The organism is Rhodococcus (subgen. Prescottella) equi (genome assembly GCF_003013675.1).
GTDB classification, from domain to species: domain Bacteria; phylum Actinomycetota; class Actinomycetes; order Mycobacteriales; family Mycobacteriaceae; genus Prescottella; species Prescottella equi.
In genome coordinates this window covers 4,717,791-4,730,735 of the sequence record NZ_CP027793.1, presented here as the reverse complement: position 1 = coordinate 4,730,735, position 12,945 = coordinate 4,717,791, and the positions used below count along the sequence as shown (strand labels likewise).

The 12,945-nt window shown below is 69.5% G+C and carries 12 protein-coding genes; 7 read left to right on the top strand and 5 right to left on the bottom strand.

Translation table 11 applies throughout. The annotated features are described in order from the left end of the window. Positions 1-11: 11 nt before the first annotated feature. On the bottom strand, positions 12-671 hold the full coding sequence (locus tag C7H75_RS21995; RefSeq protein WP_106851840.1) for a TetR/AcrR family transcriptional regulator: 660 nt from the start codon (positions 669-671) through the stop codon (positions 12-14). A 101-nt stretch (positions 672-772) separates the two neighbouring features. Here C7H75_RS21995 and C7H75_RS21990 point away from each other — a divergent pair, with 101 nt between their 5' ends. Genes C7H75_RS21990 through C7H75_RS21970 form a run of 5 tightly spaced genes read left to right on the top strand, consistent with a single transcriptional unit; the run spans position 773 to position 6,421 of the window. Continuing rightward, positions 773-1,963, top strand: a complete 1,191-nt coding sequence (locus C7H75_RS21990; protein ID WP_064058653.1) for a lipid-transfer protein — start codon at positions 773-775, stop codon at positions 1,961-1,963. A gap of 34 nt (positions 1,964-1,997) precedes the next feature. Then, positions 1,998-2,429, top strand: a complete 432-nt coding sequence (locus C7H75_RS21985; RefSeq protein ID WP_106851839.1) for a type II toxin-antitoxin system Rv0910 family toxin — start codon at positions 1,998-2,000, stop codon at positions 2,427-2,429. 4 nt (positions 2,430-2,433) lie between these two features. Next, positions 2,434-3,297 (top strand): MaoC/PaaZ C-terminal domain-containing protein, encoded by an 864-nt coding sequence (locus C7H75_RS21980; protein WP_106851838.1) that lies wholly within the window; start codon positions 2,434-2,436, stop codon positions 3,295-3,297. Positions 3,298-3,345: 48 nt separating this feature from the next. Beyond that, positions 3,346-4,215 carry an SDR family oxidoreductase gene (locus tag C7H75_RS21975; RefSeq protein ID WP_005517320.1) on the top strand — a complete coding sequence of 290 codons (870 nt, stop codon included), beginning with the start codon at positions 3,346-3,348 and terminating at the stop codon, positions 4,213-4,215. A 4-nt stretch (positions 4,216-4,219) separates the two neighbouring features. Continuing rightward, positions 4,220-6,421 (top strand): acyl-CoA dehydrogenase family protein, encoded by a 2,202-nt coding sequence (locus tag C7H75_RS21970; protein WP_106851837.1) that lies wholly within the window; start codon positions 4,220-4,222, stop codon positions 6,419-6,421. 21 nt (positions 6,422-6,442) lie between these two features. Here the strand turns inward: C7H75_RS21970 and C7H75_RS21965 are convergent, their stop codons facing one another. The 3 genes from C7H75_RS21965 to C7H75_RS21955 form a co-directional block, all read right to left on the bottom strand. Further along, complete coding sequence (locus C7H75_RS21965) at positions 6,443-7,033, bottom strand: GNAT family N-acetyltransferase (protein WP_106851836.1); 591 nt, start codon at positions 7,031-7,033, stop codon at positions 6,443-6,445. Between the two features lie 98 nt (positions 7,034-7,131). After that, positions 7,132-8,154: a zinc-dependent alcohol dehydrogenase family protein gene (locus C7H75_RS21960; protein WP_106851835.1), complete on the bottom strand. Its 1,023-nt coding sequence runs from the start codon at positions 8,152-8,154 to the stop codon at positions 7,132-7,134. A gap of 142 nt (positions 8,155-8,296) precedes the next feature. Then, a complete protein-coding gene (locus C7H75_RS21955) occupies positions 8,297-9,898 on the bottom strand; it encodes an acyl--CoA ligase family protein (protein WP_084870180.1) in 1,602 nt (533 codons plus the stop codon). A 151-nt stretch (positions 9,899-10,049) separates the two neighbouring features. Here C7H75_RS21955 and C7H75_RS21950 point away from each other — a divergent pair, with 151 nt between their 5' ends. Further along, positions 10,050-10,901, top strand: coding sequence for a helix-turn-helix transcriptional regulator (locus tag C7H75_RS21950; RefSeq protein WP_064079536.1), 852 nt, complete (start codon positions 10,050-10,052; stop codon positions 10,899-10,901). Here C7H75_RS21950 and C7H75_RS21945 read toward each other — a convergent pair. Beyond that, a complete protein-coding gene (locus C7H75_RS21945; RefSeq protein ID WP_081264268.1) occupies positions 10,891-12,165 on the bottom strand; it encodes an MFS transporter in 1,275 nt (424 codons plus the stop codon). The genes C7H75_RS21950 and C7H75_RS21945 overlap by 11 nt on opposite strands. A 72-nt stretch (positions 12,166-12,237) precedes the next feature. Between C7H75_RS21945 and C7H75_RS21940 the strand changes: the two genes are divergently transcribed. Then, positions 12,238-12,945 (top strand): FadR/GntR family transcriptional regulator, encoded by a 708-nt coding sequence (locus C7H75_RS21940; RefSeq protein ID WP_005517327.1) that lies wholly within the window; start codon positions 12,238-12,240, stop codon positions 12,943-12,945.

Below are 12,945 nucleotides of genomic sequence, written 5' to 3'. Positions count from 1 at the left end.
CCCGTAGCGATCTAGAGTTCGGCGATCGTCGTCGACGGCTCGAGCTCGACACCCAGCGCGCGGAGATTGGCGTCGAGCACGCTCCAGATGGACGTCTCGAGGAAGCGCGCGAGGTCTGCGCTCGGCACGGGATTCTCCGGCTGGCTCAGCCACCGGTTGACCGTGGCGTCCACCAGCCCGACGAGGGCGAACGCCATCGGTTCCGCGAGCGTCGACGTGACCCCACGGCGGTCGAGGATGCCGGCGAGGAGTGCGCCCAACTGCACGCCGATCGCCGTCTTGGTTCCGGTGACGGCCCGTGAGCCCACGGTCTTGCGGCTCGGCGCGCCCTTGCCGAGAAAGGCGTGCAGGCGCGGGTGCGCGATGATCCACCGCAGGTACGTCTCGACCGCGAGTTCGATCGCTTCCCGCACTGTTCCGTGTGGCGTCAGCACCGGCCCCAGCTCGGTCATCATCACCTCGATGATCCGCAGACGGATCTGTTCGTCGAGGTCACCGCGGTCCGCGAAGATCCGGTACACGACCGACCGCGGAACCTGCGCGCGTTCGGCGATCTGCTGGACACCGATCTCCGTACCGCCGCCCTCGACGGCCTCGAGCGCGGCCTCGAGGATTCGTTCGCGCCGCTGCATCTTGTGGTCGTCCCACCTCGTCGCGCGCCCGTCCGTCATTCGGCGAACAGTACTCGGCAGGGCATTGACTGGACAGGGTGTCTCACTTACTTTGGTCGGACAGCGTGTCACACACAACTTGATCCGGATCGGGAGTCGGCATGAGCAAGAGGGTGTTCGTCGTCGGGGTGGGGATGACGAAGTTCGAGAAGCCGGGGGCGCGCGAGTGGGACTACCCCGACATGGCCCGGGAGGCCGGGACGAAGGCGCTCGAGGACGCCGGTATCGACTACCGCGAGGTACAGCACGCGTACGTCGGATACGTGTACGGCGAGTCGACGTCCGGGCAGCGTGCGGTCTACGAGCTGGGACTGACCGGGATCCCGATCGTCAACGTCAACAACAACTGCTCCACCGGATCCACCGCGCTCTACCTCGCGACCCAGGCGGTCCGCAGCGGTCAGGTCGACTGCGCACTCGCGCTCGGCTTCGAGAAGATGCAGACGGGTTCGCTCGGCACGACGTACGACGACCGGGAACAGCCGATGATGCGGCACCTCCTCGCGCTCGCCGAACTGCAGGAGTTCGCGATGCCGCCCGCGCCGTACATGTTCGGTGCCGCCGGCAAGGAGCACATGGAGCGCTACGGCACCACCGCGGAGCAGTTCGCGAGGATCGGCGTCAAGAACCACCGGCACTCGACGAACAATCCGTACGCGCAGTTCCAGGACGAGTACACGCTCGAGGACGTGCTGGCCTCCAAGCCGATCTACGGTCCGCTCACCAAGCTCCAGTGCTCGCCGACGTCGGACGGGTCCGGGGCCGTGATCGTGGCGAGTGAGGACTTCGTCGACCGTCACGGGCTGGCCGAGCAGGCCGTCGAGATCGTGGGTCAGGCGATGGTGACCGACCTGCCCAGCACGTTCGAGGACCGCAGCGCGATCAGCCTGGTCGGTGCCGACATGACGCGCACGGCGGCCCGATTCGTCTACGAACAGGCCGGCATCGGCCCCGCCGACATCGACGTCATCGAACTCCACGACTGCTTCTCGACCAACGAGCTGCTCACGTACGAGGCGCTCGGACTGTGCGCCGAGGGTGAGGGCGGCAAGCTCGTCGACGCCGACGACACCACGTACGGCGGTCGCTGGGTGGTCAACCCGTCCGGCGGCCTCATCTCGAAAGGGCACCCGCTGGGCGCCACCGGGCTCGCGCAGTGCAGCGAGCTCACGTGGCAGCTGCGTGGCACCGCCGACCGGCGTCAGGTCGACGGCGCCGAAGTGGCGCTGCAGCACAACATCGGGCTCGGCGGGGCGGTCGTCGTCACCGCCTACCGCCCGGCCGAACGCTGAAACCTTCCGTCCCGCAATCATTCCAGGAGTACTCATGGCTTCCGTTTCCGTCTCCGCAGCTCTGCCCGCCGCCCCAGACAAGGCGTGGGACGCCCTGTCGGACCTGTCCCGTTGGGAGGAGTGGCTCACCATCCATCAGGGCTGGAAGAGCGAACTGCCCACCGAGGTCCGCCTCGGCGCCACCTTCACCGAGGTCGTCTCGGTGATGGGCATGGCCAACAAGATCGAGTGGACGGTCACCGAGGTCGAGGTGCCGAAACTCGTGAAGATCGCCGGCACCGGCATGGCCGGCGTCACCGTCGAGTTCACGCTGCAGGTGCAACCCGACGAGGCCGGCAGCAAGGCTGTCATCGACGCCAGCTTCAAGGGCGCCATGATCGTCGGCCCGATCGGCAAGGCCGTCGCCAAGAACGCCGCCGCCGACCTCGAGACGTCTCTCGCCAAGTTCGCCGAGCTGGTGGGATAGCGGGATGACCACGCCCACAGTCGAGTTCGACACCTCCGGAATCGGGGTGTGGACCGATCCCGAACGATTCGAGGTGACCGCCGAGCGTATCGCCGAGTACGCGGCCGCCACCAACGATCCGATCGAGCGGCACCTGCGCGGCGAGATCGCCCCGCCGGTGTTCGCCGTCGTGCCGGCGTTCACGTCGATGGCTCCGGCGGCGCTGTCGGTGGCCCCGGTCGAGTTGCTCATGAAACTGGTGCACGGTGAGCAGGATTTCCACTTCCACCGCCCCATCCGTCCGGGTGACACTCTGGTCGTCCGCGCCAAGCCGGTCGGGTTCGCCGGTAAGGAGAACGGATCGACCGTCGTCGTCTACGTCGAGACCCGCTCGGACGCAGGTGAACTGGTCAACGAACAGTGGATGACGGCGTTCTTCCGCAAGGTCGACGCGGGGCCGGGGACCGGTGCGTCCGCGCCGACACACCGGTTCGACGAGGCGTTGCGGGCGACGGACCCGGCCGCTGTCGTCACCGCGCACATCGACGAGGATCAGACGTTCCGGTACTCACCGGCCTCCGGTGACCCCATGCCGATCCATCTCGACGACGAGATCGCCCGCATGTCCGGCCTGCCCGGCATCATCAATCACGGGCTGTGCACGATGGCGTTCACGTCGTGGGCCGCGCTCACCGAGTTCGCCGACGGCGACGTGGAGCGACTGAAGCGCCTCGCCGTGCGCTTCGCGAAACCTGTTCTGCCCGGGCAGGACATCGAGACCCGGTTCCGGAGATCGGGATCGGAATCCGGCACCACCATCTACGCCTACGAGACCGGGGTCGGCGACGAACTGGTGATCAAGGACGGCCTCGCCGTCATCGCCGACTGACCTGCCGACCGGTCCACCGACAGATTTCGCTGCGAGAGGGATAACACCATGGGAACACTGGACGGACGTGTCGCGATCATCACCGGCGCGGGGCGGGGTATCGGGCGCGAACACGCCCTGCTGTTCGCGCGCGAGGGTGCCGCGGTGGTCGTCAACGATCTCGGCGGTGCCAACGACGGCACCGGGTCCGACGCGGGCCCGGCGCAGCAAGTGGTCGACGAGATCGTCGCCGCGGGCGGCAGAGCCGTCGCGAACACCGACAACGTGGCCGACTGGGCGGGCGCCGAGGCGCTCGTCGCGCAGGCGGTGCGGGAGTTCGGGCGCCTCGACATCCTCGTGAACAACGCGGGCATCCTTCGCGACAGCTTCATCGCGGGCATGGAGGAGAGCCAGTGGGACGCCGTCATCGCGGTGCACCTCAAGGGGCACGCCGCGACTTTGCACCACGCCGCCGCGTACTGGAAGGCGCAGGCCAAGGCCGGGGAGCCGGTGCAGGCCGCGGTGATCAACACCGCGTCGGCGTCGGGCACGTTCATGCCCAACGCGGGGCAGGGGAACTACGGCGCCGCGAAGGCCGGCATCGCGGCCCTGACCCTGGTGGCGGCCGACGAACTCGAGCGCTACGGGGTCCGCGTCAACGCCATCGCGCCCATCGCGCGCACCCGACTCACACTCGCGACACCGGGGATGGGTGCGCTGTTCGCCGCCGAGGTGCCGGAGGGCGAGTTCGACGCGTTCGCGCCGTCGAACATCTCGCCCCTCGTCGCACGCCTGGCCGCGGCCGACTGCAAGCTCACCGGAAAGGTGTACGCCGTCCAGGGGGGCGCCATCTCGGAGCTGATCAACTGGCACGGCGGTGACACCATCGAGAGCGACGGGCCGTGGACGGTCGACGACCTCGCCGAGCGGTTGGGCTGAGCGCATGGCACGCAACGGATACGAGCTCGGGATCGGGCTGAGCGACGAGCATGTGGCGCTGGCCGATTCGGTCCGGGCCTTCGCGGAGCGCACGATCACCGCGGAGCACGTGCGGGCAGCGGTGGAGGCACGGACCGAGGACCGGTTCCCGCCGTTCTGGTCGGCGCTCGCCGGTCAGGACCTGCTGGGTCTCGCGGTGCCCGAGGACCGCGGCGGCCACGGGGCGGGTCTGCTCACGCTCGCGGTGGCGCTCGAAGCACTGGGGCGGACCGTGGCTCCGGGGCCGTTCGTGCCCACCGCCGCCGCTGCCGCGGTACTGGGGGCGGCCGATTCCAAGATCGGGATAGAGGTGCTTCCGGGCTTGATCGACGGAACCCGCACCGCAACGGTCGCTCTCGGTGGTTCGCTCACCGCCGAACCGGACGGCGATTCCTACGTGCTGTCGGGAGTCCTCGATGCGGTCGTCGCTGCCGAACACGCCGACGTGCTGCTGGTGCCGGCCGTCGTCGGCGACGTGGTGCGCTGGATCGTCGTCGACGGCGGCGATCTCACGACCACACCGCAGGACGGTATCGACGTGCTCCGCGGGTCGGCGCGGGTCGAGGCCGACAGGGTGACCGTCGGCTCCGACAGAGTTCTCGACGGTGTGGATGCCCGCCGGGTGCAGTCCATCGTGTCGGTGGTGTTCGGCGCCGAGGCCGTCGGCGTGCTGTCGTGGTGCGTGTCGACGGCAGCGGAGTACGCGAAGACCCGGGTGCAGTTCGGGCGCCCGATCGGGCAGTTCCAGGCCGTCAAGCACAAGTGCGCGCACATGGGGATCGCGTTGGAGAAGGCGCGGGCCGCGATCTGGGACGCGGCCTCCGCGCTCGACGTCGACGATGCGACAGCCGATTTCGCCGCCGAGGTGGCCGCGCTGATCGTGCCCGACGCGGCGGTGCAGGTGGCGCAGGACTGCATCCAGGTGCACGGCGGCATCGGATTCACATGGGAGCACGACGCGCACCTGTACTACCGCCGCGCCCTCGCGATCCGCGGCCTGCTCGGCACGCGTGAGGAACGGGCGGAGCGCGTCGCGCAGCAGTCCCTGACCGGTGTCGTCCGGCATTCGGAGCTGGAGCTGCCGCCCGAGGCCGCGGACCTGCGGGTGGCCGTACGGGCGGAACTCGAGCCGATCGCCGCGCTCGACGACGAGGACGAACAACTGGTCGCGCTCGGAGACGGCGGCTGGGTGCAACCCCACCTGCCGAAGCCCTACGGACGCGGTGCCGGTCCGCTCGAACAGATCGTGATCGCGCAGGAGCTGAAGGCCGCGGGAATCCCGTTGCCGCAGTTGCTGATGGGCGGCTGGGCCGTGCAGGCCGTGGTGGCGCACGGGTCCGAGCAGCAGAAGCAGGATCTGGCGGTACCCACCCTGCGCGGCGACGTGGTGTGGTGTCAGCTGTTCTCCGAACCCGGTGCCGGATCGGACCTCGCGTCGCTGACCACGCGGGCGGAGAAGGTCGACGGCGGCTGGAAGATCACCGGCCAGAAGATCTGGACCACCGTCGCGCAGTTCGCGGACTGGGCGATGCTCATCGCCCGCACCGACCCGTCGCGGCCCAAGCACGAGGGCATCACGTACTTCGTGCTCGACATGTCCACCCCCGGAATCACGGTGCGGCCCCTGCGGGAGATGACGGGCTCGGCGCTCTTCAACGAGGTGTTTCTCGACGAGGTGTTCGTACCGGACGAGAACGTGGTCGGGGCTGTGAACGACGGCTGGCACGTCGCCCGCACCACGCTGGCGGGTGAACGAGTGGCCCTGAGCCAGAAGATGGAGGCTTACGCGAGCGACAAGGATCTGCTGGAATTCGCGCGCGGTCGGGGCCTCGGTCCCGTCGGTCGGTACCGGTTCGGCGAGTTGGTCGCGGAGAGCCAAGCGATCGACCTGATCGGCGCGCGGGTGGTGCTCCAGCAGCTTTCCGGTGCGGACGTGAGTACGACGTCGTCGGTCGGCAAACTCCTGGGTATGGGCCTGGGGCAGGCGATCTCGGAATTCGTGGTGGCCGAGTTGGGGCCGGCGGGTGTGGTGGCGGTGCCCGGTGAGCCCAGCGACAAGGCGATGGAACAACTCGTCGCCGGGCGTGCCACGACGATCTACGGCGGCACCACCGAGGTGCAGCTCAACGTGATCGGCGAACGAATGCTCGGTTTGCCCCGGGACTGAGTCCCGTTGGCGGGGTGGCGCCTAAGCGCGCAGCATCGCCCACACCATCGGCCCGTCGTCGGGGAGGCGCACGCTTCCGGTGACCTCGAACCCCAGGCGTTCGTAGAAGGTGACATTGGCCGGAGACGACGTCTCCAGATATGCCGCGCAGCCCTGCTCCTTCGCCGCCTTCAGGCCGGGCTCGAGAACAGCTCGGCCCAGGCCCCGACCTTGCGAGACAGGCGCGACCCCCACCGTCGCCAGGTACCAGACGGGATCGGTCGGGCGCAGTCGTGCAGTTGCCGCCTCCGCCCTCGCAGCGATCTCCGCTCGGTCGCCGTACAGGTCGGTGACCTGGTCCGCGATGTCGCCGAAAGCCTCATCCAGACCCGTCGAAGACGGGGTCGTCCACACGGCGACAGCGGTCGAATCGCCTGCTACCCATACTTTTCCGCAGCGCAGACCGATCTCCGTCAAGAACAGTCGCTGCAACGACCGCACACGGTCCAGGTGATCACGGGAATCGACGGTGTGGCGGGTGAACGGGTAGTCGGCAAACGCGAGGCCGAGGGTCTCTGCGGCATCGACGATGTCTGTCGACGTCGCCGGCCGGACCCGGAAACTGCTGGTCACTGCCTCGATGTTACCCGTCGACTCGGCAAGGGCATGGGCGTGGCGACGAGCGTGGGGACCTCGCGCCCGAGTCGCCGGTCCCCGAGTCGCTCCTCGTCTCACGGGCGGAGCAGTACCTTGACCGCGCGCCGCTCGTCCATCCGGCGGTAGCCCTCGGCGGCGTCCTCGAGAGGGAGTTCGAGGTCGAACACCCTGCCCGGGTCGATCTTCCGGTTCCAGATGAGATCGACCAGTTCGGGGAGGAAGCGCCGGACGGGCGCCGGCCCGCCGAACAGGTGCACCTCGGCGAAGAACAGTTCCTCGCCCGGCAGTGCGACGCCGTGCGAGACGCCGACGTACCCGACGTGGCCGCCGGGGCGGGTGGACCGCACGGCCTGCATCATCGACTCCTGGGTGCCGACGGCCTCGACGACCGAGTGTGCGCCCAGACCGTCGGTGAGTTCCTTGATGCGGGCCACCCCGTCGTCCCCGCGTTCGGCGACGATGTCGGTGGCGCCTAACTCGTGGGCGAGGGCCTGCCGGTCGGCGTGGCGGCTCATCGCGACGATCCGCTCCGCACCGAGTTGCCGGGCGGCGAGCACCGCGAGGAGGCCGACGGCGCCGTCGCCGACGACCGCGACGGTCTTACCGGGGCCGGCCTCGGCGGCAACCGCGCCGAACCAGCCGGTGCCGAGGACGTCGGACGCGGTGAGCAGCCCGGGGATCAGGTCGGCATCGGGCATCCCGGGTGTCGCGACGAGGGTGCCGTCGGCCAGGGGGATACGCGCGAGTTGTGCCTGGGTGCCGATCGCGCCCATCGGCTCGGCGTTCACGCAGCGGGACTGGTAGCCGGCCCGGCAGATCTCGCACGTGTTGTCCGACGCGAAGAACGAGCCGACCACGAAGTCACCGGGGGCGACGTTGCGAACCTCGCTCCCGACCTCCTCGACCACGCCGACGTACTCGTGTCCCATCGGGGCCGGTCCCCGAACGTTCTCGATCCCGCGATAGGGCCACAGGTCCGATCCGCACACACACGTCGCGGTGGTCCGGATGATCGCGTCGGTGGGAGCGAGGATGGTGGGATCAGGCCGGTCCTCGACCCGGATGTCGCCGGGGGCGTATATGACGGCTCCACGCATGAGCGGATCCTTTCGAGCGAGGGTCGCTTGCCTGCGGTCTGCTCGTGGTCGACTCTATCGGTGCGGGGACGCGTACGGAACCGTCACCGGTTCGGCTGGGACGAACAGACATTCGCGTCGTCCCGGCCGAACCGGGCAGGATTCACCCCAGTGCACGCAGCTCGAACTTGAGCACCTTGCCGGTCGGGGTGCGCGGCAGATCGAGCGGGAACACGATCTCCTCGGGCACCTTGAAACGCGCGATCCTGCTCCGGGTGTGCTCGATGATTTCCTCGGCGGTCGCGGCGGCACCCTTCTTCAGGATGACGTACGCCTTGGGGCGTTCGCCCCATTTCTCGTGCGGCACACCGACGACCGCGACGTCCAGCACCGCCGGATGCGCCATGATCGCCTGCTCCACCTCGACGGTCGAGATGTTCTCGCCGCCCGAGATGACGATGTCCTTGGCGCGGTCCTTGAGCTGGATGTAACCGTCGGGATGCATGACGCCCAGGTCGCCGGTGTGGAACCAGCCGCCCGCGAAAGCCTCTGCGGTGGCGTCGGGATCGCGGTAGTAGCCGAGCATCACGTTGTTGCCACGCAGGACGATCTCACCCATCGTCTCGCCGTCGGCCGGCACGTCGGCCATGTTCTGGTCGACCACGCGTGCGTTCTCGGCCTGGACCATGCCTACCCCCTGGCGGGAGATCAGCGCGGCACGTTCCTCCGGCGAGCAGTCGTCCCAGGCCTGCTGGTATTCGCAGATGGTGTACGGCCCGTACACCTCGGTGAGTCCGTACACGTGCACGACGGTGATGCCGAGCGCCTCGAGCTGGCCGATGACGGTGGGAGACGGCGGTGCGCCCGCCGTCGTGATGCGCAGCGCGTCGACGCGGTGGGCGCGCTCGGCACCGGCGATGGTGGTGCACACCGCCGGTGCGCCACACAGATTCGTGATGCCGAGGTCGTCGATCGCGTCCCAGACCGCGTCGGCGCGCACCGCCCGCAGGCACACGTGCGTGCCCGCGGCCGCCGTGACCGCCCACGGCGTGCACCAGCCGTTGCAGTGGAACATCGGCAGCGTCCACAGGTATTTGGTGCTGCCGTCGAACCCGTTGTGGAACGTCTCGCCCAGCGAGTTGAGATACGCGCCGCGATGGGAGTACATGACGCCCTTGGGCTTGCCCGTGGTGCCGGAGGTGTAGTTGATCGCGATCACCTGCTGCTCGTCGTCGACGCCCCAGTGCAGCGGCGCGTCGGCCGCGCCGTCGCGGTTGGTCAGGAACTCGTCGTACCGCGCCGTCGCCACCCCGGCGGGGACGTCGGGGTACGGGACCGTCGAGTCCGGTATCTCGACGATCTCCACGACGCTGCCGACGTTCTCCCGCACGGTGCGCACCGAGCCCACCAGCTCGGAGTCGACGAACAAGATCTTCACGCCCGCGTGGTCGAGAATGTACTCGAGCTCCGGACCGGCCAGGCGTGAGTTGAGCGCCACCAGCACGCCGCCGGCCAGTGGCACCGCGAAATGCGCCATCAGCATCTCGGGGGTGTTGGGGCAGAGGTACGCGATCCGGTCCCCGGGCTCGATGCGCGAGCGCAGCACCCGCGCGAGCCGCGCCACCTCGTCGGCGAACTCGCGGTAGGTGTAGCGGCGGTCCCCGTGGACGATCGCGGTCTTGTCGGGGAAGACCGTGGCCGAGCGGTCCAGGAAGCGCAGCGGACTGAGCGGGGTGTGGTTCGCCGAGGCGGACAGTGGGGACACGAGTACCTCCGTGGTGAGTGCACGTGACGGGCGTTACATCCGGTCGGCGCCGACGCTATGGGCCACGACCCGGCCCCCGCTACCCTCTGAAGTGGGTATCCCGAAGCGGGCGCCCGAGCCCGTGAGTCACACCGATCCACCGAACGAACAGATGACCGAGACCCTGAGACCCAGCGACGAGGACGCGATCCGCGCCGAACTGCGAAATCTGCGTACCAGCACCTCGCTGCCGGTCCTGTTCGGCGGAATGGCCGACGGGCCCAGCATGCGGTTGTCCGGCTTCGTCGGGACGCGTGGCACGCTGCTGCGCGACCTCGTCATCGACTCGGCCTGCGGGCTGGGCGGCCGGGTCATGGCCGAACAACGACCCGGCGCGGTCCAGGACTACGCGCACTCGCGGCACATCACGCACGACTACGACCACGAGGTGGCCAGCGAGGGCATCGAATCGCTGCTCGCCGCGCCTGTCGTGGTACGTGGGAAGACCCGAGCCGCGGTGTACGGGGGGCTGCGGGCCAACCTCCCGATCGGGGACGTCGTCGCCGAGACGGTGATGCGATCCGCGCGCAAGCTCGCGCACGAGATCGAGGTCCGGGACGAGGTCGACCGCCGGATACTGATGATCGAGAACTCGCGGACCGCGCCCGTGGGCCACCGGGACCCGAGGGTGTCGGAGGGGATCACCGAGAGCTACCTCGCGCTGCGCTCGATCGCGGACCGGCTCGACGACGCCGCCCTGACCGCCGAGGTCGAGGCCGTCGAGCAGAAGCTGCGCGGGCTGACCACGGGGCCGTCGGCTCCGGCCGAGGTCGCCCTGTCCCGGCGGGAGTTCGAGGTGCTCGCGCACGTCGCGCTCGGCTGCCGCAACGCGGAGATCGCCGAGCGGCTGGGGCTGCGCCTCGACACGATCAAGAGCTACATGCGCAACATCATGACCAAACTCGAGGTCCACAGTCGGCACGAGGCGGTCGTCGAGGCGCGTCGGCAGGGACTCATTCCCTAGCCGCTCCGGCCGACTCGGATCGGCGGATCATGTTCAGCACCAGAGCGATCAGGCACAGAACCGCCGCGGCCACCGAGAACTCCGCGACCGCCGTCGAGGTTCCCTGATACGTCACGAGGAGACCGGCGACGATCGCCGGCACCCCCAGCCCGATGTACGTGACGGTGAAGAAGGCGGCCAGTACGGCTCCGCTCGTCTCCGGTGCCCGCGCGGCGACGGCTGCGCCCACCCGCTGCATGCCGCCCGCGAAGGCCCAGCCGTGTCCGAGGCCCACCGCCACCGTCACGGCGAAGAGCAGCGGCAGGCTCGGAAAGCGGTCGACGACGAACAGTCCCACCGTCCCGCCGAACATCACCCCGAGCCCGACGCGTTGCGCGACGAGGGGGTCGATGCCGCGCATGCCCAGCTGTGAGAGCACCGAACACCCCATCACGAGCGCGGCGGCGGCGGCGCCCACCAGGAGGTTGGACATGCCGAGCAGTTCCGCGATCCACGACGGCACCACCGACTGGAACAGTCCCACCGTGGCCCAGGCGATCGCGGCCGGCAGCGTCGCCAGGACGAACACCGATCGGATGTCACGCGGAAGGCGCGGCACCTCGACGAGGCGACGCCGTGCGCCGGGCGCCGCGCCGCGGTGCGACGGCTCCGTGGTTTTCGGGAGGGCGGCGAGTGCGACGGCACCCGGCACCAGGGCCGCGGCGAAGAGGACGTACGGCAACACGGTGGAGTGGGGGAGGTACTCGGCGACCGCCCCGGCGAGCAGTGGGCCGAGCGCCGCACCGGCCGCGGTGCTCGCGCTCGCCGCGCGGGCGGCGCGGACCGTGTCGCGTCCGGGCACATGATCGAGCAGCGCCGCGGCTCCGGCGGCCGAGCAGGCGCCCACCGACACGCCCTGGAGGATGCGTCCGACCACGAGCCAGGCGGTCGCGTCGGCCGCCGCGAGCACGACGGCCCCCACGAGTCCGGCGCCGAGGGCGGTCACCAGAACCGGGCGTCGTCCCACCCGGTCCGACAGCGGGCCGAAGAGGAAGAGGGCCGGCACGAGGGCGGCCGCGTACACCGCGAAGATCAGCGTCTGGGTGACGGGGCTGAACCCGAAGTCCGCGCGGTAGACGCCGTAGAGCGCGGTGGGCATGTTGGCGCCTACCAGCAGGATCGCCAGGACGTACCCGATTCCGTGGAAGTGGCGTGCCGCCCAGCGGCGCGTGCGAGGCGGGGCGTCCTGCAAAGCGGTTCCGGAGCGGAGGGAGGTCGTCGACACGAATACATCCTACGTAGGACGTCCCATGTATTCTCGGTGAGGGCGGGTGGCGACTCGTGTGAGGATGAATCGGTGACGGTTGTGCAGAGGGAATCGGCTTACCAGCAGGCGCTGGACTGGATGCGCGCCCGGATCGCGTCGGGCGACTGGCCGATCGGCGCCCGGATCCCCACCGAGCCCGAGCTGACCGAACTCCTCGGCGTGGGGCGCAACACGCTCCGTGAGGCGATCAAGTGCCTCACCTCGACCGGAATTCTGGAGATCCGGCGGGGGGACGGGACATACGTGTGCGCTCGCACCGACATCGGCGGGCTCCTCACCCGCCAGGTCGCGGTCTCGGAGATGCTCCACGTCTACGAGGTTCGTCGCGCGCTCGAACTCGAGGCAGTCCGGCTCGCATGCGTCCGCCGCACCGACGACGACGTCCGGCGTCTGCGTGAGGCCCTCGACCTGCGGAACGAGACCGGTCGCACCGGGGACGGCGGCGCATTCGCCGACGCCGATCTCGCCTTCCACGTCGCGGTCGTCGCCGCCGCCCACAATCCGGTCCTCGACGAACTGTTCGCCGGCATCTCGGAGCCACTGCGCGCCACGTACGACTTCACCGAAGGCGTCCACGAGCCCGAACTCGGGGCGGGACATCACCGGAACGTCGTGGACGGGATCGAGCAGGGCGACGAGTCGCTCGCGACGCGCGGCACATGCGGTCATCTCGACCTGTTCGTCGCCGGGGTGCACGAACGCCGGGCCGATGCCGAGCGTTCGGCGCGCTCGGGGTAG

Bases quoted from the DNA above. Each gene is read 5' to 3' on its own strand.
- C7H75_RS21980 (WP_106851838.1), top strand. From the start codon at position 2,434: ATGACCACGCCCACAGTCGAGTTCGACACCTCCGGAATCGGGGTGTGG.
- C7H75_RS21970 (WP_106851837.1), top strand. From the start codon at position 4,220: ATGGCACGCAACGGATACGAGCTCGGGATCGGGCTGAGCGACGAGCAT.
- C7H75_RS21990 (WP_064058653.1), top strand. From the start codon at position 773: ATGAGCAAGAGGGTGTTCGTCGTCGGGGTGGGGATGACGAAGTTCGAG.
- C7H75_RS21950 (WP_064079536.1), top strand. From the start codon at position 10,050: ATGACCGAGACCCTGAGACCCAGCGACGAGGACGCGATCCGCGCCGAA.
- C7H75_RS21975 (WP_005517320.1), top strand. From the start codon at position 3,346: ATGGGAACACTGGACGGACGTGTCGCGATCATCACCGGCGCGGGGCGG.
- C7H75_RS21960 (WP_106851835.1), bottom strand. From the start codon at position 8,154: ATGCGTGGAGCCGTCATATACGCCCCCGGCGACATCCGGGTCGAGGAC.
- C7H75_RS21995 (WP_106851840.1), bottom strand. From the start codon at position 671: ATGACGGACGGGCGCGCGACGAGGTGGGACGACCACAAGATGCAGCGG.
- C7H75_RS21985 (WP_106851839.1), top strand. From the start codon at position 1,998: ATGGCTTCCGTTTCCGTCTCCGCAGCTCTGCCCGCCGCCCCAGACAAG.